Raw genomic sequence first — 22928 nt, forward strand, 5'->3', positions numbered from 1 at the left:
ACATACGAAGGGACCGGCACGATGTGCCGGTCCCTTCGTGGGCGGTGTTACAGCGGCGGCTGGCCGGCGACCGGTGCCGGCTTGGGCGTGGCCGGCTTCGGCGTGGCCGGCTTGGGCGTGGCCGATCGGGCCGGCTTGCCGGACACCACGGTGACCGGCTCCTCCTCCGCGGGCGCGATCGAGTGGATCTTCGCGGTGGCCTTGTCGGTGCCCGTGCTGATCAGGGCCTTCGCCTTCTCCTGGGCCTGCACCACGGTGGGGTGGGCATTGACCTTGCGGGCGGTCGCCGCGATCTGCTCGTACTTGTCGCGCCCGGCCCGCGAGCCCAGGACATAGCCGACCGCGAGTCCGGCCACCAGCTTCAACATCGCCATGAACGTGTTCTCCTGTTCGTGTTCGAAAAAATGGATCAGCGGAAACGACGCAGCCAGGCAGGCCCGGAGGGAACCAGGCGGGCTGCCGCACGCCGGCGCCGTACGACGAGGATCGTGGTACCCACGGCCGCCGCCACGGCGATCAACGCCGGCGGCACGGTCTTGCGCACCGTGGGACGGCGACTCGCCTCGGCCAGTCGCTGGGTGGTGGAACCGGCCAGCCGTGCCGTCGTCGTCGTGGCCGCGGAGACGCGCTGCCGGGCCTGGACGGCGGTGTCACTGACCGCCTGCTTCGCCCGCGTGGTGACATCGGTCTTGGCCGCCAGGGCCTCGACGGTGGCACCCAGGTCGGCGCGGGTCCGCTCGATCTCGTCGGTCAGCTGTTCCTGACCTGCCGGATTACTTGATGTGGTCATGCGTGCCGTCCTCGGTGTGCAGCGTTCTTCACGGTTTCCATGTCGGCTTCCACGCTCGCCATCGCGTCCTGCGGCAGCAGCGGGCTGGACTTGCTCAACTGCTTCTTACCAAGCATCGCGGCGATGCCCGCGGCGGCGAACACCACGATCATCACCACGAGGATGGACAGCCACAGTGGCCAGACCAGGTCGAGGGCGACGACCGCGAGAGTCAGCAGCAGGCCGATGCCGAACCACGCCAGTACGGCGGCTCCGCCGAACAGGCCGCCGCCGACCCCGGCGCGTTTGCCCTTCTCGGCAAGCTCCGCCTTGGCCAGTGCCAGCTCGTCGCGTACGAGCGTGGAGATCTGGGCCGCTGCCTGGCTCACCAGGTCGGCTGTGGAACCCGCTGTCGCGGGCCGGGGGGTTTCGCTCATCGTCACGGTTCGCACCTCCTCGCTGCCATGGGGTCGCTTTGCCCTTCCCATGAGCAGGCGAAACCGATGTCAGCCCGGGTGGCACGCGACACGCCGGCGCCGGGCCGGCCGCGGTCACCGGAAAGTGGCTGCCGGAGCCGGCGGGTGTTCAGCCGGTACGGCCCTGCAGCGTGGCCTTGATCTGACGCAGCAGCGTGTCGGCGTTGAACGGCTTGTCGATGATGGGAACGCCTTCGGGCAGCTGACGGTCGCTGTCGGCCGTGTACCCGGACATGAAGACGATGCTGATCGAGGGCCGGATGGCGACAGCCGTCTGGATGAACTTCAGAACCGGCATGCCGGGCATGATGACATCGGACAGCAGCAGGTCGAACGGCGGAGACTTCTCGTGGAGCATCTCCAGCGCCTGCTCGCGGGTCGGGGCGTCGGACACCTGGTATCCGCCGCGGGTCAGCAACCGCCGGGTGATGGCGCGGATGTCGTCGTCGTCCTCGACCACGAGGATGCGTTCGCCGTGGCCGGGGCTCGCGGTGCGGCGCGCCTCGCCCGGTGCGGCCGCCGGCGCCGGTGCGTCCGCGGCCGGCAGGTACACCGTGATCCTGGTTCCCGCGCCGGGCGCCGAGTCGACGGTGATGGCGCCGGAGGCCTCCTGGACCGCGCCGTAGACGGTCGCCAGGCCGAGTCCGGTGCCCTGGCCGGTACTGCGGGTGGTGAAGAACGGTTCGAACGCACGTCGCTGGACCTCCTCGTCCATGCCGCATCCGGTGTCGGCCACGGTGAGGGTGACGTGCCGGCCGGGGGAGGGCTGGGCGCCGAGGGCGGCGGCGGGGACCTGATCGGTCGCCGCGGTACGCAGGATCAGATGTCCTCCTTCCGGCATCGCGGCGCGCGCGTTCACCACCAGATTCATGATGATCTGTTCCAGGCGGCTCGGGTCGATGGTGACCAGTGGCAGCTCCGGGCGGAGGTCGGTCCCGAAATCGATGTCCTCGCCGATGGTCCGGCGCAGCAGCCGTTCGATCTCGCCGACGACGGCGTTCAGGTCCACCAGTTCCGGGTTGGACGGCTGCAGGCGGCTGAAGATGAGCAGCTGGCGGGTCAGGGCGGCGGCACGCCGGGCGGCGTGGTCGATGTTCTCCAGGTCGGTGCGGCACGGATGGTCGGGGCCGAGCTCTTCGAGGACGAAGTTGGTGTAGCCGCCGATCACCCCGAGGATGTTGTTGAAGTCGTGCGCCACGCCGCCGGCGAGCTGTCCGAGGGAGTCCAGCCGTTCCACCTGGTGCAGCTTGCGTTCCAGTTCACGGCGCTGTTCGGCGGCCTCGATCTGTTCGGTGATGTCGCGCAGGATGCCCTCGACGGCGATCAGGGTGCCGGCGTCGCGCACCTCGGCGAGTCGTTGCTCGGCGACCACGCGCGTGCCGTCGGGGCGGGACCAGGACAGCGTGAGCGGACTGTCCAGCGGCACCTGCCAGGAGCGCCTCATCAGTTCGCCCTCGGCCGGATCCATGATGTCGAAAAGCAGTTCCGGCCGTTCGTACAGCTGCTCCGGGCTCAGGCCGGTGAGCGTGGCGATGGCCGGGCTGATGTACTCGAGAGCCGGTGAGGGGCCGGGCACGAATCGGAACAGCACGTCGTGCAGGTTCTCCGCGACCAGCCTGAACCGTTCCTCACTGTCGTGCAGCGCCGCCTGCGCCCGCCGTCGTTCCTGACGGTCGTGGGCCTCGCGCAGTTCGCGCTGCACGGCGGGCCCGAGACGGGTGAGCTTGTCCTTGAGCACGAAGTCCTGGGCGCCGGCCCGCATCAGCGCGGTGGCCGACTCCTCGCCGATCTGACCGGAGACGACGATGAACGGAACGTCCAGGCCGGTCTCGCGCAGCAGGCGCAGCGCCGCGCCCGCGTCGAAGCGGGGCAGGCCGTTGTCGGAGATCACCACGTCCGGGGGACGGTGGCGCAGGGCCTCCGCCATCGCGTCGGCGGTCTCGACCCGCTCGTACTCGATGTCCAGCCCGGAGCGCCGCAGGCGGTTCACCACGAGAACGGCGTCGTCCTCGCTGTCCTCGATCAGCAGAAGCCGGATGACGTCGGGCTCCTCAGTCATGGAGCCGTCCCGCTGGGCGGTTCACCAGGAGCCAGTACATGCCGAGCAGGCGTACCGCGTCGAGGAACTCGTCGAAGGCGACCGGTTTGCGGACGAAGCTGTTCGCGCCGATGTCGTACGTGTTGACGATGTCGCGCTCCTCGGTCGACGTGGTGAGGATGACCACCGGCAGATATCGGGTGCGGGCGTCGGCGCGGATACTGCGTAGCACCTCCAGCCCGGTGACCTTGGGCATGTTCAGGTCCAGCAGCACCAGGGCGGGCAGCGGCACGGGCGGTTGTCCATCGGGCGGGAACAGGTAGCGCAGCGCCTCCTCGCCGTCGGTCGCGATGTCCACGGCATTGGTGATGTTGTTCTTCTTCAGGGCTCGCAGGGTGAGTGCGACGTCGTCGGGACTGTCGTCGATGATCAGGATCCGGTCGCCGACGGTCATGGCGTTCCCCTCGGGGTACTCGTCAGGTTGAAGTAGAACGTCGCACCGCGGTCCGTCTCGGCCTCGGCGTGGATGCGGCCACCGTGACGCCGTACGACGCGGGCCACGATCGCCAGCCCGATGCCGGTGCCCTCGAACTCGGAGGTGGTGTGCAGCCGCTGGAAGGCGTCGAACAGTTTGCCGGCGTACTTCATGTCGAATCCCACCCCGTTGTCGCGTACGTAGAAGTAGGTGTCGCCGGTGCGGACGACCTGGCCGATCTCGATGACCGGGTCGGGGCGTCCAGCGGTGAACTTCCAGGCGTTCGCCAGGAGGTTGTGCAGGGCCAGCCGCAGCAGGTGGGGATCGGCATCGGCGGTGAGACCCTCCGGTACGACGAGGGTGACCTCGTGATCCGGGTCTGCCGCGCGCATGTCGGCGATGATCTCCTGGCTCATCGCGGTGAGGTCCACCTCGCGGCGGTCCAGGTCGGCGCGGGTGGCGCGGGACAGGTTGAGCAGGGAGTCGATCATCCGGCCCATGCGTCCCACGTTGCGCTGCAGACGGTGCAGGTAGTCCTTGCCGACGTCGTCGAGAACGTCGGCGTAGTCCTCCAGCAGCGCGTCGCTGAACCCGTGCAGGGAGCGCAGCGGGGCGCGCAGATCGTGCGAGACGGAGTACGCGAACGCGTCCAGTTCCTTGTTCGAGGCCTCGAGTTCGGCCGTACGCTGCCGGACTCTCTGTTCGAGGTTGGCGTTGAGGTTGCGGATCTCGTCCTCGGCTCGTTTGCGTTCGGTGATGTCGGTGGAGATCCCGCACACGGCGTAGGGCCGGCCGGCGGTGTCGAGGACCGGGAACTTGACGGAGATGTACGTCCGCTCGCCGTCGATACCGTCCGCGGTCTCCTCGTACTGCACCGACTTGCCCTCGGCGGCGACCCGCAGATCGTTGGCCCGCAGCTGATCGGCGAGTTCTACGGGAAACACGCCGTGATCGGTCAGGTTGATCACCCGATCGCGGGTGACCCCGAACAGCCGCTCCCATTCCCGGTTGACGAGCAGGTACTGCCCGTTGTCGACCCGCTTCATGTAGATGTTCGACTTCGTGTTGTCGATCAGTTTCTGCAGCTGGTTGTGGCTGGCGGCCGCCTCGTCGAGCGCTTCCTGGCGAGCCTGGCCGGCTTGGCGGAGCAGGTGCAGCGCGTACAGCCCGGCACCGGCGACCAGAACGACGTGGATCCCGGCCACCGCGCCGGTTGCCCGGCCCGTCCGGCGGGTGGCGAGCAGCCAGCCCAGAGCGGAACTCGCCGCGACCACGGCGGCCAGCCCGCTGCTCAGGGCCGCCGGCGTGGTCGTCGGGTCGGTCTCTCGCCGGAGTACGCTGCTCCGCTGCGGCGTCCGTGGCGGGGCGCTGACCGTAGGCGTCGTTGACATCGCGGCCCCCCGAATGCGCCACAACTACGGTGCATCACGACGCTACCACTGTGCGTAATCAGGCCGGTCCGGATTCGGCGCCGCGGGGCGGGTGGTCGTACTCGATGCGCAGGGTCCGGTGCACCAGATCGACCAGCCGCAGCACCCCGGGATGATCCGGCGCCGACCCGTGCACGATGCCCAGGTAGGTGAGCGTGCCGCGCCGCCAGTCCAGGACTGTGCCGGGCTCCGCGAAGGTCTCCACGAAACGGATACCCGGAACCCTGCCGAGGTCGTCGAGCCCGTCGAGGCGCCGTACCGCGACCGCGTCCATGGGCGGGGTGAGAAAGTACTGGAAGGCGTGCCGCCGGTACGTCGTGGCCGCCGTGTCGCCGGTCCGCCCGAGCGCCACCGTCAGCGCCGCCCGGACCAGATCGAAGCCGCGCGCCCGCCGTACCAGGTCGGCGACATATCCGCCGAGCCGGCCGTTGACCTCGATGATCCGCGGCCCGTCCGGAGTCAGCTTGACCTCGGTGTGGGCGATACCGTGCCGGATCCCGAGAGCCACGAGGGCCGCACCGGCGAGGTGCAGCACCCGGGCGCGCATGTCCTCGCCGAGGGTGCTGGGGACCACGTACCCGGTCTCCCGCAGCGGTGGTGCGAGCGGGAACTTGCCGGTCACTTCGACGTGCCGGATCACGCCGTGCGAGATCACCGACTCCACCGAGACGTAGTCGGCCCACTCCCGGCCGGCGACCGACGGATCACCCGGCAGGAGCCGTTCGACGACGAACTCGCCGCCGCCGGGGACGGTGAAGGCCCGCAATTGTGCGGCGGCCTCCTGCCGGGTGTGCACCGTGCAGGTGCGTGCGCTCGCCGCGCCGCGACGCGGTTTGAGGACAGCCGGGAGGCCCACCGTGTCCAGGGCCGTGTCGAGGCCGGCCGGGTCCCGGACCACGCGGCACTCGGTGTGCTGCACACCCGCCTCGGCGAGGAGGCGGCGCTGCGTGTACTTGTCGGTCACCGCCGCCGCGGCGCGCCGGTCGAGGAAGCACAGGCCGAGACGTTCCGCGAGCGCGGCGGTACGGGCGATCCGGCTCTCGCTGAACGTGGTGATGCCGGCCAGGCCCGCGCAGTCCGGCGCCGCCAGGATCCGGTCGTCGGTCAGCCCGGTGATGTCGCAGACCCGGGCCAGCGTGCGGATGTCGTCGAACAGTGCACGGACGTGGGGCAGGTTCCGGTCGCAGAGGAAGACGATCTCGGCCAGGCCGCGGGCGGACGCGAGGATGCTCATCGGGGTGGCGGAGCCGAAGTCGAACACCACCGCGACCCGGGGCAGCGGGTCCGGGCCCGTCATGCCCGGCCCGATCGTGAGTCGGTGACCTCGCGGTCCGCGTCCGGCGCGGGAAAGTATCCGGAACGGCGGAAGAAGCGTACGTAGTGGTCCAGCAGTGCGGCGTCGACCGGTGGCATCGACAGACCCGACCCGGCCAGCGCCCGTTCGGCGTTGCCGCGACCGAAGCGCGGGAAGACGCTGGTGAAGTACATCTGTTTGACGACCAGACCACTGCGGGGGCAGCGGTCCACCCAGAGCGGCACGAACGGGGTGAACGGGTGGTGCGGGTTCTCGGCCACGAACTCCACCGCCCGCGACACCCACGCGTCGAACGGCAGTGTCCGGATCCGGTAGCCGTGCGAGCGCAGCACCTCGGTCATGTCGGCCAGCGTCGCCGGGCCCGGGTTGGTCAGGTGATAGGTCCGCGTCTGCCGGGTACGGGTCAGCGCGATGTGCACGATCTGCGCCGCGAGTACGTCGACCGGCACCAGATCCAGTGACATGTCGATGGCCGGGGCGAGACCCATGTCGACCATCAGCCGCAGCATCGCGCAGGTGGCGTTCTCCAGGTTCCACGCCCCGTGCGTGAGGTCGCCCGACACCTCGTACGGCCGATGGATGCCGACCGGCAGACCGTCGCGTGCCGCATGGCCGAGCACCGCCTCGGCCACCCATTTCGTCTCGGTGTAGCCCATGAACAGCAGCTCGGGGTGGGCCAGGGGGGTGTCCTCGGTGACCTCGCGCACCCCGGCGGCCCCGAACCCGGCCAGCACCGCGAGCGTCGACACGAAGTGCACCGGAACGCCCCGCGGCGTCGCCAGCCGCACGATCTCCCGGGTGCCGCCGACCGTGACCGGGGCGAGCTGGGAGTACGGGTAGACGAAGTTGACGTAGGCGCCGGCGTGCAGGATCAGGTCCACCCGTGCGGCCAGCTCGTCGAAGACCGCGGCCGGCAGCCCGAGGCCCGGGCGTCCGAGGTCGCCGGGCACGGGCCGGACGCGGTCGGCAGGAAGATCGCCGAGCCCGTAGCGGTGCTGTCCCTCGGCCAGCCGCTGCCGGGCCGCGTCCTCGCCGGCGGCCCGGACCAGGCAGTGGATTGTCGCCTCGGTGGTGTCCAGCAGGCGGCGCAGCAGGTAGCCGCCGAGGAATCCGGTGGCGCCGGTCAGCAGGATCGAACCACCCGCCAGCCGTAGCGGGGCGGTGGGTTCGTCGTCGTCGGCCGGTGTCCGGGGGCGCGCCACCACCGCCGCGGTCCCGGCGCTCTCGCGGCGGAAGTCGGCGTCCAGCACGGCGGCGTCCCGGTCGATCAGGCCGGTGCGGGCCTCCTGCACGGCGGCGGCACAGGCGGACAGGCGTGGATCGGCCAGCAGCCGCGACGTCAGGAACCGGCTCTGCGAGCGATCGACACCGAACATCGTCTGCAGCCGTACGAACAGACGTGCCGCCAGCAGCGAGTTGCCGCCCAGATCGAAGAAGCCGTCGTCGAGGCCGACCTCGGCCGGATCGAGGTCGAGAACCTCCGCCCACAGCCGGGCCACCCCCACCTCGGTCGGTGTCCGCGGCCGGGGGCCCGCCGGGGACGCGCGGCCGGGGCCGTCCGAGCCGGTCCCCAGCGCGGCGAGGGCGGCCCGGTCGACCTTCCCGGTACCGGCCAGCGGCAGGTGGTGCACCGGGACCAGCCGTGCGGGCAGCATGAAGCGGGGGAGCCGCGCGGCGAGGAACGCCCGGATCGCGGGCAGCGGGTCGTCGTCCGGCCGGGCCGGGCGGACCGGCTGGAAGTAGGCGACGATCGCCCGGGTGTCCGGATCGTCACCGGTGACCACGACCGCCGCGGCGGCGACGTCGTCCGCGGCGGCGAGCACCGCCTCGATCTCGTCCAGCTCCACCCGGAAACCGCGGATCTTGAGCATCCGGTCCCGGCGGCCGAGGAAGTCGATGGTGCCGTCGGGCAGCCACCGGGCCCGGTCGCCGGTACGGAACAGGCGGGCACCCGGCCGCCCGGAGAACCGGTCCGGTACGAATCTCGCCGCCGTCGCCGCGGGATCGTTGAGGTATCCCAGCGCCACCCCGTCGCCGCCGACCCACAGTTCCCCCTCGGCGCCGACCGGCACCGGCTCGCCGTCGTCGCCGACGATGTGGCAGGTCGAGTTGGCGATCGGACGCCCGATCGGGATGCGTACGGTCCCGGCGGGAACCTCGGTGATGTGATGGACGGCCGAGAACGTGGTGTTCTCCGTCGGCCCGTACCCGTTGAGCATCCGGCTCGGCGGCCCGCTCGCCAGCACCGAACCCACCAGCGCCGGATCGAGCACGTCACCACCGGCGATCAGGCAGCGCAACCCGCCGAACATCCCCGGCCGGGCGCGTGCGCACTGGTGGAACACCCCGGCCGTCAGCCAGGCCACCGTGATCCGCTCCCGGGTGAACAACTCCGCCAGCCGGGCCGGATCCAGCAGTGTGGGGTGGTCGACGATCACCAGCCGGGCGCCGTTGAGCAGCGCGCCCCAGATCTCGAACACGGAGGCGTCGAACGCCGGATGGCCGGTGTGCGACACCCGGTCACCGGCGCTGATCCGCAGGTCGTCGTCGCCGAGGACGAGCCGGGCCACGGCACGGTGGGGGACCGCGACGGCCTTCGGAACCCCGGTCGACCCGGAGGTGAACATGACGTACGCCGGATCACCGCCACCGGTCGCGGGCCTCGGCGGTGGTGGACCCTCGCGATGGGCCGCGACCGGGATCGAGGCCACCTCCGGCAGCAGACCGTCGGCTCCCGGTAACCGGAGCACCTGCCGGATGCCGATCTGCTCGATCAGGGTCCGCAGCCGGCCGGCCGGATCCGTGGAGTCCAGCGGGACGTAGACGCCGCCCGCCCGCAGGATGGCGAGCATCCCGGCCGGTGCCTCGAGACACCGCTCGCCCAGCAGGCCCACCCGGTCACCGGCCCGCACGCCGGTCTCGGCCAGCCGGGTCGCGAGCGCGCCGGACCAGCGATCCAGCTCCGCGTACGTGACCCGGCGGCCGCCCTCGGCCAGAGCTGTCGCGTCAGCGTGCTCCGCCACCTGCCTGGCGAACAGGTCCACGATCGAGGAGTCACCGGGATAGCCGGTCGCCCGGCCCGACCACCCGGCCGGTGGCAACTCCGCGCCGGATCCGTCATCCACCATGGTCACACCCCGATCTCGCCTGCAGACGGGTCGACGGCCTCCGTATCGGCCCTGTCTCCATCGTGAAGGCTCATACCGGGATTAAGTAGTCAAGTACTTCGATCGGCACATTCTGGCGCCGCGGCCGTCCACGCCGGGTGCGCGGCGGGCCGTGCCGCCGCGCACCCGGCCCCCGATCAGTAGACGGCCACGACTCAGCACGGCGGCGTCAGCAGCCCGCGGCCCGCCGCCCGCAGACCGGCCTGGAACCGGCTGCGCGCGCCCAGCCGCACCATCAGCGCCGACATCATCCGGCGCACCGTGCGAACCGAGACGCCGAGCCGGGCCGCCGCCGACTCGTCGGTGTGGCCGGCCGACATCAGCGCGAGCAGCTCCCGCTCCCGGCCACCGGCGCCGTCGTCACCGGACAGCGGGAGAGCGCCGTCCCACAGCCGTTCGAACAGTGCCACCGCGCCGGCGACCACACCGGTGAGCGTCACCAGCGCGACGCCGTCGGCGGGCCGGGCCGCCGGGAACAGGGCGACCGCCGCGTCGATCACGGCCGTTGCGGCCGGCACCACCGGCACGGTACGGACCTCCACGTCCCCGGCCAGGCAGCCGAACCGGCGGCACACCGCCGGACGGTCGCGGGCGCTGTCGGGCAGCAGCACCCGGTACCGCACACCCCGGCGCAGGTTGTCGCGGTCGGCGCGGCCCAGCGTGCCGTCCGCGCCGTACCAGCCGGCGATCAGCACCTCCCGGGTGGCGGCCGCCAGTGCGGCGTCGACCGACGCGGGAGCGGTGAGCACGGTTGCGGCATCGCGCCGAGCTGCGCGTTGACCCGGCGCTGACCGGGCCGTCACCGGCGTCACCAGCATGGTCGGCATGGCATTCCTCCTTCGCTACGCCGCGCCGGAACCGGCCGGTGGCGTGCTTCCGATCCGGGTCGGGGTGCGGCAGCTGACCCCCGTGGTGACCGACGGTGTGCGCGGCTGGCTGCGCTGCGACCCGCGCCTGCTGCCGGTCGGGCCGGGGGACGGAACCGACGTGGTGGTTCTGGACCCGCACGGCGGCCCGCCGGGCCTGGTAGGTGACGTGTGCCGTTCCGGCAACCGGGTGGTCGCCTTCGCCCCGGCCGGGAACTCCTGCCGGGCCGGTGTCGGGGCGACCGGTCCGTGCCCCACCGGCGCTGACGCCTGCGTCGGCCAGGATCAGGGCCGGCTGGCCCTGATCGCGGCGATCCTGACGGTCACCGGTGCCGACGGTGCGGCCGCCCACGCCGCGCCACGACTGTCCGGGCGGGAGCGGACCGCGCTGGTGTGGTGGCTGCGGTCGCTGACCAAGGCCTCGGTCGCCCGCCGGATGGGCATCTCGCCGCACACTGTCGACATGTACATCAAACGGGTCCGGGCCAAGTACGCCGCCGCCGGCTGGCTGCTGCCGACCAAGGCCGACCTGCTGGCCCGCGCCGTCGAGGACGGACTGGTCGGGCCGGAGGATCTGCTCGAGATCCGCCGGCCCGGCCCGGTCAGCCGGTGACGGCGTACACCCGGGCCCAGTCCATCTCGAAGACGGCCGGCTGCATGGAGCCGCCGAAGAAGTTGTCGAGCTGGATGGTCTGGAACATCGGCCCCGGCGCGCACTGCACACAGTCCCGGCTGAACGAGAACCACTCGACACCGTCGATGTAACCCTTCAGGTGCTGCCGGGTCCACTCGAAGCCGAAGTTGTGCCACTGGGTCAGGTCGACGCCGCACTTCTCGGCGTGCTCCTGGGTGCGCGGCTGATGGTTGGGGTAGTGCAGGAACGCCCCCGCACACTGCTCGCCCGGCGCGCTGTTCTCCAGGTAGTCGTACTCCGCGCCTTCCGGCCATTCGTTCGACTCCGGCCAGGTGATCAGCACCGGGTGGTACTGCCGGCCGTTGTTCGCCCCGGTCGCCTGGGACCGGGCCCGGACCTCCCACCGGCCGTACTTCTGCGACAGCGTGCTGCCCAGCCAGCCGGTGTCACCGTCGGCCTCACCGGTCATCCGCAGGATCCCGCCGAGCACCCGGCTGTTCGCGTCGCAGCGGCGCCCGTTGCCGTTGTGGCCGTTCATGCACTGGCCCACCCCGTCGCCGGCCAGCTCCCACTTGGTGCGGTCCGGTACGGCCGGCGCCGCCGCGCTGCCGTAGTCGAACTCGTCGGAGGCGGGCAGCGGCGTTCCCCAGCCGAACCGGCTCGCCGCCGTGTCACCGGCCGGTGTGGTCGGCGGCGGTGTCGTCGGCTGCGGGTTCTGCCCGCCCTCACCGGCCGGCCGGTAGTCGCAGGCCGTCGCCGCCCAGGTCAGGCCGGCCGGTCCGGCGATCCGGGCGGTCACGTTGGCGCGTGCCGCCCCGGCCGGTGCGGTGAAGTCGCCGGCGACGCGGGTCCACTGCTCGGCCGTGGTGACCGGCACCGCCGACTCGGTGCCGTTGACGTGCCCGAGGTAGCCGCCCGCGGCGTTGTACCAGTCGACCTGCATGCGGGCCTGCACCGTGGCGGCGCTGCCGGACACCCAGGTGTCCATGGCGAAACGCCACTGCTCGCCGGCCGACACGTCCTTCTGCGGCAGGTACATCTCCGGGTTGGCGCCGTTCGCGGCCGGCTGCACGTATGCGTGGTCGGCCACCACGTGCGCCCCCACCGCGACCCGGGAACCGGCGGCGCCGGTGTTGTGCCGGCCCCACCCGGTGAGGTCGCGTTCCAGTACCGGGTTGGCGCACGTACCGATCACCGTGCCGGTCCGCGCCGCCAGTGCTCCGGCCGCCACCGCCGCGGTCCCGGCGCCCAGGGCGAACGCGGCGACTGCCGCGCAGATGGCGGTCGTCCGCCGATTCCACGATCGCATCGTGTCTCCTGTCGTTGGTTCGATTCCCTTTCGGTTCTAGGAGCAGCGGCGACCGGGCGCACGACCCCTGATCAGGGACGCCACCGGCGAACTTGGGTCAACACGGGGTGAAGGGGCAGGTCGAGCCGTCGTTCCGGCGGCCTAGAATTATCGATGAAGGCCGATGCGAGGGGGAGATGTGGCACAGGATGAACCGGTCTTCGCGGCTCTGGGGCCGCTGACCGTGCTCGATCCGGGTGGAGCATCGGACCCGCTGCCGCCCGGCAAACGCCGGAGCCTGCTGGCCGTCCTGCTGCGCCACCGCAACACGTGGGTGCCGGTCGAGGAACTGGCCGGCGCGCTCTGGGACCGCACCGGCTATCCCAGTTCGATCAGCGGCAGCCTCAAGACCTATGTGCACCAGCTGCGCAAGCTCCTCCCGGACGACTCCGGCGGCGAGCGGCTGGCCGGCGGGCGGGGCGCGTACCGGCTCGCCGTACGCCCCGGGGAGCTCGACCTCGATCTGTTCGAGAGCCTGGTGAACGAGGGCGTCGAGGCGCTCGCCGGCGGCCGTCCCGCCGACGCGGTCGCCCGGCAGCGGCGGGCGCTGGGGCTGTGGCGCGGGCTTCCGGACGAGGACATCGTCGACGTGGTCACCGCCCGGCACCTCGAGGAGATGCGGTGGACGGCCCGGTACTGCCAGGCGGACGCCCTCATCGAGCAGGGCGACGCCGCTGAGGCGATCGTGGTGCTGCGCGCGGCGCTCGGCGACGACCCGCTGCGCGAGCTGGTCTGGGAACGGCTGATGCTGGCCCAGCGGGCGGCCGGCTGGCAGGTCGACGCGCTGGCCAGCTATGAACAGGCGCGGGCCACGCTGCTGGAGAAGTTCGGCGCCGAACCGGGCCGCCGGCTGCAGGAGATCTACCGGACGCTGCTCTCCGACACCGCGGCGGCGCCCGCGAAGCCGGCGGTCACGCCCACGGCGCCGGTGGTCGTACCTGTGGCCTCGGCGGTCGCGCATTCGGCCTCGGTGGTCGCACCTTCCGCGCCGGCCGGCGGATCCGATGTCGTACGCCCGGAGCCCGCGGCCGTCGCGTCGCCTGCCCGCCGGTGGTCGCGTGCCCTGTTCGCCGGCCTGCTGGTGGCGCTGCTGGCCTCGCTGAGCGGATCGTCGGTGCCACGGCCGGCCCGGGACGTGCCCGCCCTGACCACGGCGAGCCGGCCGCGCGTGCTGTTCGGCCTCGGCCCCAACGTGATCGAGGCCGAACGCTCACCGCTGGTGCCGTCCGGCATCGGCATGATGACCACCTGGTACCACGGCCCGAAACAGCTGAATCAGATGGAGGGCTGGCGCAACGACGTCATCCCGCGGATCTACCGGTCCGGGCGGGCGATGCACGTGGTGGTCGCCACCTGGGAGGAGGGCACGTCGATCGAGACCTCGCGTGGCCGTGCCTGCGGGCAGCCGTACCCGCTGTCGGCCGAATTCCTGCCCGACATGCGCCGCCTGGCGCGGGCCTTCGCCGGACGCCCCGACGGGCCGCCGCTGTACATCTCGATGTTCCACGGGCTGCAGAAGCTGGCCTGCGCGAACACCGGTTACCTGGCGGACCCGGCCACCACGCTGTACTACCAGGCCCTGAAGGACCGGTACTTCGAGGTCCTGAAACTGTTCCACGAGGAGGCCCCGAACGCGCGGGTGGCGCTCAACTGGGACGGCTGGACCGCGTCGTACGACGAGCCCGGCATCGGCGCCGGCATGTCGATGTTCCAGTACTTCGTGGAGGCGATGAGCGCCTCGGACTTCCAGAGCTTCAACGCCTTCGAGAAGAAGGGCAACGCCGAGGACATCCGGCAGATGGTCGAAGTGCTCGGTGCGTACGGCCCGGTCATGTGCGCCTACTTCGGGCCGCACGAAGACCCGGTCGATGTGTACGAGACCGACCTGCGGGCCACCTTCACCCCGGCGGCGCTGTCCGGACTGGTGGCCGACGGGCTGTTCGCGTTCAGCTTCCGCGACGACGACCTGCTGCGGGCCTCCCCGTCCACGATGACGATGGCCACCCAGGTGGTCCGGGACTACGGCCATCTGCCGCCACGCGGCTGACACGCCCCGCCCCCGTGATCCGCCGCGCCGGGGACCGATCTGGTTCCCGGCGCGGCGTGGCGATGGTCAGTCGGCGGTCGTGCAGTCCGTGCCGTCGAGGCGGAAGTCCGTGGGCCGGTTGTTGGCGCCGGTGTAGGTGGCCTGCAGACCGAACGTGACCGAGGCGCCGGTCGACAGGGAGCCGTTCCAGGAGGCGTTACGTGCCGTCACCGCGGTGCCGGACTGGCTGACCGTGGCGTTCCACGCGTTGGTGACCCGCTGGTTGCCGGGGAACGTGAAGGCGAGCGTCCAGGACGTCCGGGCCGCGCCGAGGTTGGTGACGGCGACGTTCGCGGTGAAGCCGCTGCCCCACTGGTCGGCGGTCCACCGCACCGAGCACGCCGTGGCCGGCGGGGACACCGACGTGGAGACGGACGGCGACGGCGAGGCGGACGGCGGTGTGCTGGGGGAGCCGAGCGGCGGGAACCGCAGGATCCGGTCGTCGTCGGCCGCCGGAGTGCCGCGGCCGTCGCGGTTGCTGGTGGTGACCCACAGCGCCCCGTCGGGCGCGCGTTCCACGGTGCGCAGCCGGCCGTACCGGCCCTGCAGCAACGCGACCGGTGTGCCCGCGCCGCCGGCGCCGTCGAGCGGCACCGACCACAGGCGCTGGCCGCGCAGCGCCGCGACGTACAACGTCCGGCCGTCGATGGTGGCGCCGCTCGGTGACGCCTCGGCGGTGGTCCACACCACGATCGGGTTACGGAAACGGGTGTCGTTGCTGCGCCCCTCGACCGTCGGCCAGCCGTAGTTGGCGCCGGCGACGATCTGGTTGACCTCGTCCCAGGTGTTCTGGCCGAACTCGGAGGCGTACAGCCTGCCCTGCGCGTCCCAGGCCAGACCCTGCGGGTTGCGGTGACCGAGGCTGTAGACAAGCGATCCGGGGAACGGGTTACCGGTGGCGGGCACACCACCGTCGGGGCGCATCCGCAGGATCTTGCCGTTGAGACTCTGCTGGTTCTGGGCGTTCGACGTCACGGCCGCGTCACCGACGGCGGCGTACAGCATCCCGTCCGGGCCGAACGCGATGCGCCCGCCGTCGTGGATGCTCGCCCTGGCGAGCCCGCTGAGCACCACCTGCTGGGTCTGCGGCGTGTTCAGCCGGAACCGGACGATCCGGTTGTCGGTGGCCGAGGTGAAGTAGACGTACACCAGATTGTCCTGCGCGAAGGTGGGGGACACCGCCAGGCCGAGCAGGCCCGCCTCACCGGTGGCGCTAACGCCGGCGATGGTGGTGACGGTGACCGGCGCGGCGCCGGGGCGCACACGCAGCACGCGGGCGCTGTTGCGTTCGGCGACCAGCGCGCTGCCGTCGGGCAGGAAGCCGAGGCCCCACGGGACGGTCAGCCCGGTCGCAACCGTCTGCGGATTGGTCAGGTCGGGTTCGAGAGCCGCAGCCGGCGGGCCCGCCGCGACCACGGCGACACCCAGGGTGAGCGCGGCGAACGCGCTGCACGCGGCGATCGTACGGCGCATGGGCACCTCCAGATCGAATAGACGGATTTCAATGTACGCGCGTGCTGGGAGCGCGTCCAAACGAAGGCCGTCCGCTCGGGTCCCGGTGGCCGCATCCGGCCAGCGAGAGTCATGGGAGGCGGATGTCCGGATAGCGTCGCGTCACCAAGCCACCACAGCTCCCGCGCTGGAACCTTCGGCGGTAACGGGAGTTCCCACAAGCGCGAGCCGGCTCCACACAGGAGGACTCCCATGACCATCTTCACGAAGCGCACCGCCACCTCGACGCTCGGCGCACTTGCCGTATTCGGGCTCGCCGGTTCGCTGCTCACCGGCGCCGCAGCGAGCGCCGGCCCGCCGACCGGCCGCCCGGCCGCTGCCGCACCGGCCCAGGCTGCCGCGCAGAACCTGGCGCCGGCCTGCTGGACCAGCGTGTCCCAGCCGGGAGGGAAGGGAAACACGATCTACGTCACCTACCGGAACTGCGGCAATGTGGCGCACCGGGTGACGGTCAGCTCGTCGGCAGTCAACGGCAGCGGAACGTTCACCTATGTCGGCTGGTGTGTGTCGGTCCCGGCCGGTGACTATCACATTCGCGAGGTCACCCGGGAACAGTTTCCCGGCATCGACACCCACCGCTACACCATGACCAACTGCCTCTGACAGGCTTGCCGGCGAGCTGTCGAGGTGCCTGGCGGCCATCTTACGAACGCCGGCGGTCGGCCTGCCGTCCACCGGTGGCGCCGGAAGTGATCGTCGGTGGGGATGTTGCCGCCGGCAGCCGGCATCGCGTCAGGCGGGGTTGACCGCGGTCGTCTCGCCGGTGGGTGTGGCGTCGAGGGCGTCGCCGAGCAGGACTCGCAGGGCGTGGGCGTGTTCGTTGAGGGCGTTGCGGCCGGTGTCGGTGAGTCTTGCGGTGGCGCGGCGGCCGGTGCGGCGCACCTCGACGTAGCCGGCGTCCTGCAGGGTGGTCAGTTGCTTACTGAGGGCGGAGTCGCTGAGCCCGGTGGCCTCGCGGAGGTAGCTGAAGTCCGCGTGTGCCGCCGGGGCCAGCAGGGACACGAGGGACAGCCGCACCGGGAAGTGCAGCAGTTCGTTGAAGCCGGCCGGTCGGGCGCTGGTCATGCCGGGTTCCGGGGGGCGCTCGCGGCGGCCTGGGTGGGTCCCATGGCGGCGACCCACACCACGGCGGCAGCGAGGCCCGCGAGGGTGCCGTCGGCGGGGACGTCGTACAGGCGCAGCAGTGTGCCCACGCCGATGAGTGTGGTGAGCACGGCCAAGCTGAACAGGACCATCGGCGTCCAGCGCTGGGCGCGGAGGCGTAGCCGCACGCCGGTGAAGCGTTCCAGCGCGAAGGCGAGGCCGATCAGTGCGACGAGAGCGGTCAGAGTCATCGCGGTGCCCCGCCATCCAGCTACGTCGTGGCTGGCCGAGGTCAATGCCAGCGCGGCCGCCGTGCCGAACTTGAACCAGGCCGGGACCCGGCGAGGGCTGCCTTGGCGCAAGGTCTGCTGCTGGCGCTCGTTGATCTCGGTGAGAGCTTGTGCGGCCTGGGTAGCGTCCATGTGAAGAATTCCTTCCTTGGAGGAAAGTGTTGCCGATGAGGCAACTATCGCAGACTCTTTCCCGGAAGGCAACAGTGGGCCTCGGGACTCCCCGAACCCTTCGCCGCACGGGGCAAGGCCGGGTCGCGCCCGGCGTCCGCGCTCTCCTGCAGGCCCTGGGTGGCTTGCACGCGTCGGACACGACGCCGCTGCGCTCCGGGAGCGCAGCGGCGTCGCCGACCGGCCTTCACTGTGGGCGCTGCCGCAGGATCAGCGCGCCGTGATGGTGGTCGGATCCGCCGGCTTGCCGGCTTCGGGGGTGTCACCGGTGCCGGTCGTGGTGGTGCCGCGAGTACTGCGCAGGCTCCAGGCGATCGACACGGCGATGGTGACGACGATGACGCCCAGAGTGACCGGGATGGGCAGCTTGCCGACCGGGGTCTCGGACAGGATCAGCTTGACGCCGGCGAAGGCGAGCAGTACGGCCAGGCCGTAGTGCAGGTGCACGAACCGGCGCAGTAGCCCGGCGAGGCAGAAGTAGAGACTGCGGAGGCCGAGGATGGCGAACGCGTTGGCGGTCCAGACGATGAACGTGCTGGTGGTGATGGCCAGGATCGCGGCAACCGAGTCGATGGCGAAGATCAGGTCGGTGGTCTCGACCGCGATGAGTACGACGAACAGGAGGGTGGCCACCCTTCTGCCGTCGACCCGGGTGAAGAACCTGTCGCGGTGGTAGTCGGCGTCGGTCGGAATGACCTTGCGGACGAGGCGGACGACCGGGTTGCGGTCCGGCGGGGTCTGCTCGTCGTGGCGGAACGCCATCCGGTAGCCGGTGTAGATCAGGAACGCGCCGAACACGTACGCGGTCCAGAAGAACGTCTCCAGCAGTTCCGCGCCGACGAAGATGAACACCAGCCGGAACACCAGGGCACCGATCACTCCCCAGAACAGGACCTTGTGCTGGAGGGCGGCCGGCACCGCGAAGTAGCTGAAGATCAGCGCGAAGACGAAGACGTTGTCGATCGACAGCGCCTTCTCGATCAGGTAGCCGGCGTAGTAGGTGCCGGCCACGTCGCCGCCCTGCCAGGCCCACAGAACGACGCCGAAGAGCAGGCCGGCCGCGATCCAGATGCCGGACCAGGCCACGGCCTCACGGAAGCCGATGACGTGGTTGTCGCGGTGCAGGAACAGGTCGATCGCGAGCATGCCGGCGATTGCCAGCATGAGCAGAGCCCAGATCCACCAGGACGCGGACATGGTGAGGGAGACCTTTCGTCCCGGCCGGCCTCCACGGGGGAATAGGCCGGCGCTGCTGGACGAAGGTCTCCCCGGGCCACTGAAACAGCGGCTGCGTCGCCGGAACCCGGATGGGCCGGGCACGTATTGACGGCGGCGCGTGGATCGTCGGGTACTCCCCTCGAACTGCGATCGAGTATTCACGAAGCTTCGTTCGTACGTCAAGGAACAGCAGTTGGAAAATACGATGTCGTTTTCGTGTCTCGGGGGGCGTATATTGGCGGGAGGTCTAGCCAGGAACGGATGCGCCGATGTCTGCGACAGCCCCACCGAGCACCGCATCCGCGGCGAAGGGGTGGACATTCCTCACCAACCACGCCCACGTACTGCTGGCCATCGCCCGCGAACCGACGACTCGGCTGCGCGACGTAGCCACCACGGTCGGCATCACCGAACGAGCCGCACAGGCCATCGTCGCCGACCTCGAAGCCGCCGGTTACCTGCACCGGGAACGAGTCGGACGGCGCAACCAGTACACGATCAACACTGCCGGCCGTTTCCGTCATCCGGTCGAAGCGGACCACCACATCGGCGACCTCATCCGCCTGTTCACCGAACCGCTGCAAGCATGATCTGCTGAAGCTGAACAGCCTCGCAGATCTCGGTTGGCCATCATGGGTGCCGATCGTGGTGGGCCGGGACCGCTCACTCACTCTCAGGCTGCCGGTCCCCGGACGGGGGATCGCTGGACGGTGAGCACCTCATGCAATCGCGCCAGCGGTGCCGGGCGGGCGAAATGGTAACCCTGGGCGAGGTGGCACCCGACCTCGCGTAGCCGCTGTGCCTGTGCCTCGGTCTCCACCGCCTCGGCCAGCGTGCACAGATCCAGGCTCCGGCCGAGTTCGAGGATCGTGCGTACGAAGGCGATCTCCCGCGGGCTGCCGACCTCGATCTGCTGGGAGGTGAACGAGCCGTCCATCTTCAAGATGTCGACCGGTAGTTCCCGCAGGGAGGCCAGCGAGGAGTAGCCGGTGCCGAAGTCGTCGATGGCAGTCCGGCGGCGCCTGGTCGCCGTTGAACCGAGCGGCGTAGAAGACGGTGTCGGTCACCGCCCACCCGTGCTCTCGCGGGCGCGGCGGTGGACGCCCGCCGATCGCACCACGCGGGTCGCGAAGGTATGCGGACCGGCGCAGAAGTCCCTCAAGCCTCACCGTCTGCTGCCGATATGACGGAACGAACCGGCGTGCCGCGACCGCGGCGGATGCCGGCGCCGGATCGGTCGCGGAGCGGGAGCGAGGGTCGGATGCGTGCAGGGCACATATGGCTCGGCACCGCCGGGTATGCCAGCAGCAGCGAATCATGAGCCGGCAACGTCTGGGCGTCGCTGTTCCCGCGGGTGCGGCCGCGGTCGTCCTGGTCCTGTCGAGCTGGTTCACGCTGACCTCCGCAGGCGCACGGCTACAGACGCTGAGCTGCTGGTTCGCCGTCGCGGTCTTCGCCTCGATGATGTCGTACTTCGCCTTTCGTGCGAGCCGCCGGATGCACGCGACCGATATGCGCCGCCGATTCTGGACGGCCTTCGGCGTGGCGGGCGTGACCTTCGCCCTCGGGGAGTGGGCACAACTGGCCACAGCCATCGCGGCGCCCCTGTCGATGGGCGCGCTGACCGGCACCGGGCTCGCCCGAACGATCGCGCTGGGCGCGGGCTGCATGGTGCTCATCGTGGTGGTGCTGACCTATCCGATCCCGCACCGGTCACCCCGCGATCGGGTCTGCTATCTGCTCGATCTGGCGACAGTGGTGGTCGCCGCCGGAACCTACGGCCTTTACTGGACCGTGGTGACCACCACCGGGAACAACCGGACGCTGCTGGCTGACGATCTGGTCGCCGTGACCGCCATACCGATCGTCGCCATGCTGACGGCGTTCTCCGTCGGGCGGCTGTACCTCAGCAGGGTCGCACCCTTCACCTGGGCGATCGGCATTCTCGGCCCGATCGCCGCGGTCGTCGAGGCGCTTTCTCGAGTGCTCGGGCCGCAGCTGGTCCTCACCGGCCGGCCGGGCGTCATCTTCACGATGACCGTCGGATCGCACTCGTTGCTCATGATCGCCGCCTGGGCGCAGAACCGGTCGGCGGGAAGTGCGCGGGAACAACGCCGCGCCAGACGGCGGCTTCCGTTCAGCCTGCTGCCGTACGTGGCGCTCTGGACGACCTTCGCGCTGCTCGTGTTCACCCTGGCCGTCAAGGCCTCAGGTCTGCGCCTGTGGGTCGCTGTCGCCGGCCTGGGAGTCATCACCGGCGTGGTGGTGGTCCGGCAGCTGACCTCGTTCATCGCCAACAACGAACTGCTCCTCGAACGTGACGCGCTGGCGGCCCGGTTGCACACCATGGCCTTCACCGACAGCCTCACCGGCCTGGCCAACAGGGCCCAGTTCCTGGAACGCCTCGACGAGGCGTTGTGCCGTGGAGACGGCGAGGTCGGGGTTCTCCTCATCGACCTTGACGACTTCAAGCCGGTCAATGACACGTACGGGCACGCCGCCGGGGACACGGTGCTGATCGGCGCCGCGGCACGGTTGCGAGCCGGTGCCCGTACGGCCGATGTGATCGCTCGTCTCGGCGGCGACGAATTCGCCGTGCTGATCGAGCAGGCGCGGCCCGACGACGTCGCGGAGGTCGCCGACCGGATCGTCGAGGCGCTCGGCGAACCCTGTGAATTGAGTGCCGGCGAACTGGTACGCGTCCGAGCCAGCATCGGCGTCGCGATCACGAGCACGGAGAACAGGGACGCCACTGTCCTGCTGCACAGGGCGGACGAAGCCATGTACGCCGCCAAGAGCGCCGGCAAGGGATCCTTCCGGCTGGCCCAACTCGCCTGACACCGGGCAGGCGTCGATATGATCGTTGTTCCACGGCCGTGCGACGATCCGGCTGACGAGGGACGGCGGTTGGCGTGTTCGCGCTGGTGGTTCGCTTCGATTGCCGGGATGAGGCCGCCGCCGCGCGCTTCGACGAGTTGACGGCGGCCGCCGTCGAGCAGATCACCGAGCGTGAGCCCGGCACCCTGGTGTACGCCACCTCGGCCGTCGAGGGCGAGCCGCTGGCCCGGGTCTTCTACGAGGTCTACCGGGACCGTGACGCTTTCCAGGCGCACGAGGACGCCGAACACGTCCGGCGCTTCCACGAGGCGAAGGACCCGCTGCTGACCGCCACACGCGTGGAGTTCCTGCGCCCGGGCCCGGCCAAGCGGTGAGCGCGGTGCGACGGCCCGGGGCGTGTGTGCGGTAGGCGCTCCTCCCACCTCCTTGGAGCGGAACGGCAGCCGCGGCATGATGTTTGACAGATCGACAATCATGGGGACATGCGCGCTTCCCGTACCCCGCCCGATGGGTATGTCCAGGCAGGATCTGTAACGTTGCGGGGCAACCGGCGCCTGCTCCTGTGGATGAATGTGACGAGCGTGCCCGGACTGATCATCGCGGGCTACGGGTTCGCTGCGCTCGCCTCAGTGATCCGGCCCGAGCTCTTCGATGACTTCATCTCCTGGTTGTCCACCTCGTGGTCCAGCTCTGCGCCCGCTTCGATGACCTTCATTGTCGCGCTGTTCGGTCTGCTGCTCATGCCCTTCGTGGTTCTTGTGCTGCATGAGGCCGTGCATGGCCTCGCGTTCTGGCTGTACACCGGGACGCGCCCGGAATTCGGGTACCGGGGCTGGTACGCGTACGCGGCGGCTCCCGGCTGGTACCTGGGCCGCAACCAGTACCTCGTGGTGGGCCTGGCGCCGTTGGTGGGCATCTCCGTGACGGCCATCGTGCTGGTTCCCGCGCTTCCCGCGCCGCTGGCCATCGTGGTCCTGTTCGGTGCCGCTCTCAACGCCGCCAGTGCCACAGGTGACCTCTACCTGTGCGCCCGGATCATCACGACGCCCGCTGCGGCCGTCATCGAGGATCGCCACGACGGCATCACGTGGCTGGTGCCCGTCGCGGTGGCATCCCGCATTCCCGTGCGGCGCGTCGACCGGAAGCCCGAACGCACCAGTCGAAGGAAATCGCTGTAGGCGCCGAGCGAACGGCGGATGCCTGAAGTCCTCA

22 protein-coding genes are annotated in these 22928 nt (G+C 70.7%); 7 read left to right on the top strand and 15 right to left on the bottom strand.

Annotated elements, in window-relative coordinates; all coding sequences use genetic code 11:
- Positions 1–47: 47 nt before the first annotated feature.
- The 9 genes from AB0G04_RS18155 to AB0G04_RS18195 form a co-directional block, all read right to left on the bottom strand.
- A complete protein-coding gene (locus tag AB0G04_RS18155; RefSeq protein ID WP_360983426.1) occupies positions 48–374 on the bottom strand; it encodes a hypothetical protein in 327 nt (108 codons plus the stop codon).
- 35 nt (positions 375–409) lie between these two features.
- On the bottom strand, positions 410–790 hold the full coding sequence (locus tag AB0G04_RS18160; protein WP_360983428.1) for a DUF3618 domain-containing protein: 381 nt from the start codon (positions 788–790) through the stop codon (positions 410–412).
- Complete coding sequence (locus AB0G04_RS18165) at positions 787–1206, bottom strand: phage holin family protein (protein WP_360983952.1); 420 nt, start codon at positions 1204–1206, stop codon at positions 787–789. The genes AB0G04_RS18160 and AB0G04_RS18165 overlap by 4 nt, the downstream gene beginning before the upstream one ends.
- Before the next feature lie 148 nt (positions 1207–1354).
- The gene (locus AB0G04_RS18170) at positions 1355–3304 is read right to left on the bottom strand and encodes a response regulator (protein ID WP_360983430.1); all 1950 of its coding nucleotides are present in this window, start codon (positions 3302–3304) and stop codon (positions 1355–1357) included.
- Positions 3297–3737, bottom strand: coding sequence for a response regulator (locus tag AB0G04_RS18175; RefSeq protein ID WP_360983433.1), 441 nt, complete (start codon positions 3735–3737; stop codon positions 3297–3299). The genes AB0G04_RS18170 and AB0G04_RS18175 overlap by 8 nt, the downstream gene beginning before the upstream one ends.
- Positions 3734–5149, bottom strand: coding sequence for an ATP-binding protein (locus tag AB0G04_RS18180; protein ID WP_360983435.1), 1416 nt, complete (start codon positions 5147–5149; stop codon positions 3734–3736). Before AB0G04_RS18180 ends, AB0G04_RS18175 begins: the two co-directional genes overlap by 4 nt.
- A 58-nt stretch (positions 5150–5207) precedes the next feature.
- Positions 5208–6485: an ATP-grasp domain-containing protein gene (locus AB0G04_RS18185; RefSeq protein WP_360983437.1), complete on the bottom strand. Its 1278-nt coding sequence runs from the start codon at positions 6483–6485 to the stop codon at positions 5208–5210.
- Entirely contained in the window at positions 6482–9631 is a 3150-nt protein-coding gene (locus AB0G04_RS18190) for an amino acid adenylation domain-containing protein (RefSeq protein ID WP_360983439.1), read from the bottom strand. The genes AB0G04_RS18185 and AB0G04_RS18190 overlap by 4 nt, the downstream gene beginning before the upstream one ends.
- A gap of 194 nt (positions 9632–9825) precedes the next feature.
- Complete coding sequence (locus tag AB0G04_RS18195; RefSeq protein WP_360983441.1) at positions 9826–10497, bottom strand: helix-turn-helix transcriptional regulator; 672 nt, start codon at positions 10495–10497, stop codon at positions 9826–9828.
- On the opposite strand from AB0G04_RS18195, the gene AB0G04_RS18200 reads away from it, so the two are divergent.
- A complete protein-coding gene (locus AB0G04_RS18200; RefSeq protein ID WP_360983443.1) occupies positions 10496–11149 on the top strand; it encodes a helix-turn-helix transcriptional regulator in 654 nt (217 codons plus the stop codon). The two genes, AB0G04_RS18195 and AB0G04_RS18200, sit on opposite strands and share 2 nt — an antisense overlap.
- On the opposite strand, the gene AB0G04_RS18205 is transcribed toward AB0G04_RS18200, so the two are convergent.
- Positions 11139–12479, bottom strand: coding sequence for a glycoside hydrolase family 16 protein (locus AB0G04_RS18205; protein ID WP_360983445.1), 1341 nt, complete (start codon positions 12477–12479; stop codon positions 11139–11141). The genes AB0G04_RS18200 and AB0G04_RS18205 overlap by 11 nt on opposite strands.
- A 178-nt stretch (positions 12480–12657) precedes the next feature.
- Between AB0G04_RS18205 and AB0G04_RS18210 the strand changes: the two genes are divergently transcribed.
- A complete protein-coding gene (locus AB0G04_RS18210; protein WP_360983447.1) occupies positions 12658–14565 on the top strand; it encodes an AfsR/SARP family transcriptional regulator in 1908 nt (635 codons plus the stop codon).
- 66 nt (positions 14566–14631) lie between these two features.
- Here the strand turns inward: AB0G04_RS18210 and AB0G04_RS18215 are convergent, their stop codons facing one another.
- On the bottom strand, positions 14632–16077 hold the full coding sequence (locus AB0G04_RS18215) for a PQQ-dependent sugar dehydrogenase (protein WP_360983449.1): 1446 nt from the start codon (positions 16075–16077) through the stop codon (positions 14632–14634).
- A gap of 231 nt (positions 16078–16308) precedes the next feature.
- Between AB0G04_RS18215 and AB0G04_RS18220 the strand changes: the two genes are divergently transcribed.
- Positions 16309–16719: a hypothetical protein gene (locus AB0G04_RS18220; RefSeq protein WP_360983451.1), complete on the top strand. Its 411-nt coding sequence runs from the start codon at positions 16309–16311 to the stop codon at positions 16717–16719.
- Between the two features lie 129 nt (positions 16720–16848).
- On the opposite strand, the gene AB0G04_RS18225 is transcribed toward AB0G04_RS18220, so the two are convergent.
- The 3 genes from AB0G04_RS18225 to AB0G04_RS18235 all read right to left on the bottom strand — a co-directional run bounded on the left by AB0G04_RS18225 (position 16849) and on the right by AB0G04_RS18235 (position 18857).
- The gene (locus AB0G04_RS18225; RefSeq protein WP_360983453.1) at positions 16849–17181 is read right to left on the bottom strand and encodes a transcriptional regulator; all 333 of its coding nucleotides are present in this window, start codon (positions 17179–17181) and stop codon (positions 16849–16851) included.
- Positions 17178–17621 (bottom strand): hypothetical protein, encoded by a 444-nt coding sequence (locus AB0G04_RS18230; protein WP_360983455.1) that lies wholly within the window; start codon positions 17619–17621, stop codon positions 17178–17180. The genes AB0G04_RS18225 and AB0G04_RS18230 overlap by 4 nt, the downstream gene beginning before the upstream one ends.
- Before the next feature lie 249 nt (positions 17622–17870).
- Positions 17871–18857, bottom strand: a complete 987-nt coding sequence (locus tag AB0G04_RS18235; RefSeq protein ID WP_360983457.1) for a TerC family protein — start codon at positions 18855–18857, stop codon at positions 17871–17873.
- A 290-nt stretch (positions 18858–19147) separates the two neighbouring features.
- Between AB0G04_RS18235 and AB0G04_RS18240 the strand changes: the two genes are divergently transcribed.
- Entirely contained in the window at positions 19148–19468 is a 321-nt protein-coding gene (locus AB0G04_RS18240) for a helix-turn-helix domain-containing protein (protein ID WP_360983459.1), read from the top strand.
- 83 nt (positions 19469–19551) lie between these two features.
- Here AB0G04_RS18240 and AB0G04_RS18245 read toward each other — a convergent pair whose 3' ends face one another.
- Complete coding sequence (locus tag AB0G04_RS18245) at positions 19552–19884, bottom strand: EAL domain-containing protein (protein WP_360983955.1); 333 nt, start codon at positions 19882–19884, stop codon at positions 19552–19554.
- Between the two features lie 311 nt (positions 19885–20195).
- Here AB0G04_RS18245 and AB0G04_RS18250 point away from each other — a divergent pair, with 311 nt between their 5' ends.
- From AB0G04_RS18250 to AB0G04_RS18260, 3 genes are all read left to right on the top strand, one after another.
- On the top strand, positions 20196–21716 hold the full coding sequence (locus tag AB0G04_RS18250; RefSeq protein ID WP_360983461.1) for a GGDEF domain-containing protein: 1521 nt from the start codon (positions 20196–20198) through the stop codon (positions 21714–21716).
- 86 nt (positions 21717–21802) lie between these two features.
- A complete protein-coding gene (locus tag AB0G04_RS18255; RefSeq protein ID WP_360983463.1) occupies positions 21803–22090 on the top strand; it encodes an antibiotic biosynthesis monooxygenase in 288 nt (95 codons plus the stop codon).
- A gap of 108 nt (positions 22091–22198) precedes the next feature.
- Entirely contained in the window at positions 22199–22894 is a 696-nt protein-coding gene (locus AB0G04_RS18260; RefSeq protein WP_360983465.1) for a DUF3267 domain-containing protein, read from the top strand.
- Positions 22895–22928 lie beyond the last annotated feature (34 nt).

Origin of the sequence: Actinoplanes sp. NPDC023801 (assembly GCF_040639655.1) — a bacterium.
Taxonomy (GTDB): Bacteria; Actinomycetota; Actinomycetes; order Mycobacteriales; family Micromonosporaceae; genus Actinoplanes.

What these genes read in the sequence shown, in the direction of transcription:
- AB0G04_RS18155 (WP_360983426.1), bottom strand. Translation starts at nt 374, where the DNA reads ATGGCGATGTTGAAGCTGGTGGCCGGACTCGCGGTCGGCTATGTCCTG.
- AB0G04_RS18160 (WP_360983428.1), bottom strand. Translation starts at nt 790, where the DNA reads ATGACCACATCAAGTAATCCGGCAGGTCAGGAACAGCTGACCGACGAG.
- AB0G04_RS18165 (WP_360983952.1), bottom strand. Translation starts at nt 1,206, where the DNA reads ATGAGCGAAACCCCCCGGCCCGCGACAGCGGGTTCCACAGCCGACCTG.
- AB0G04_RS18170 (WP_360983430.1), bottom strand. Translation starts at nt 3,304, where the DNA reads ATGACTGAGGAGCCCGACGTCATCCGGCTTCTGCTGATCGAGGACAGC.
- AB0G04_RS18175 (WP_360983433.1), bottom strand. Translation starts at nt 3,737, where the DNA reads ATGACCGTCGGCGACCGGATCCTGATCATCGACGACAGTCCCGACGAC.
- AB0G04_RS18180 (WP_360983435.1), bottom strand. Translation starts at nt 5,149, where the DNA reads ATGTCAACGACGCCTACGGTCAGCGCCCCGCCACGGACGCCGCAGCGG.
- AB0G04_RS18185 (WP_360983437.1), bottom strand. Translation starts at nt 6,485, where the DNA reads ATGACGGGCCCGGACCCGCTGCCCCGGGTCGCGGTGGTGTTCGACTTC.
- AB0G04_RS18190 (WP_360983439.1), bottom strand. Translation starts at nt 9,631, where the DNA reads ATGGTGGATGACGGATCCGGCGCGGAGTTGCCACCGGCCGGGTGGTCG.
- AB0G04_RS18200 (WP_360983443.1), top strand. Translation starts at nt 10,496, where the DNA reads ATGGCATTCCTCCTTCGCTACGCCGCGCCGGAACCGGCCGGTGGCGTG.
- AB0G04_RS18195 (WP_360983441.1), bottom strand. Translation starts at nt 10,497, where the DNA reads ATGCCGACCATGCTGGTGACGCCGGTGACGGCCCGGTCAGCGCCGGGT.
- AB0G04_RS18205 (WP_360983445.1), bottom strand. Translation starts at nt 12,479, where the DNA reads ATGCGATCGTGGAATCGGCGGACGACCGCCATCTGCGCGGCAGTCGCC.
- AB0G04_RS18215 (WP_360983449.1), bottom strand. Translation starts at nt 16,077, where the DNA reads ATGCGCCGTACGATCGCCGCGTGCAGCGCGTTCGCCGCGCTCACCCTG.
- AB0G04_RS18220 (WP_360983451.1), top strand. Translation starts at nt 16,309, where the DNA reads ATGACCATCTTCACGAAGCGCACCGCCACCTCGACGCTCGGCGCACTT.
- AB0G04_RS18225 (WP_360983453.1), bottom strand. Translation starts at nt 17,181, where the DNA reads ATGACCAGCGCCCGACCGGCCGGCTTCAACGAACTGCTGCACTTCCCG.
- AB0G04_RS18230 (WP_360983455.1), bottom strand. Translation starts at nt 17,621, where the DNA reads ATGGACGCTACCCAGGCCGCACAAGCTCTCACCGAGATCAACGAGCGC.
- AB0G04_RS18235 (WP_360983457.1), bottom strand. Translation starts at nt 18,857, where the DNA reads ATGTCCGCGTCCTGGTGGATCTGGGCTCTGCTCATGCTGGCAATCGCC.
- AB0G04_RS18240 (WP_360983459.1), top strand. Translation starts at nt 19,148, where the DNA reads ATGTCTGCGACAGCCCCACCGAGCACCGCATCCGCGGCGAAGGGGTGG.
- AB0G04_RS18250 (WP_360983461.1), top strand. Translation starts at nt 20,196, where the DNA reads ATGAGCCGGCAACGTCTGGGCGTCGCTGTTCCCGCGGGTGCGGCCGCG.
- AB0G04_RS18260 (WP_360983465.1), top strand. Translation starts at nt 22,199, where the DNA reads ATGCGCGCTTCCCGTACCCCGCCCGATGGGTATGTCCAGGCAGGATCT.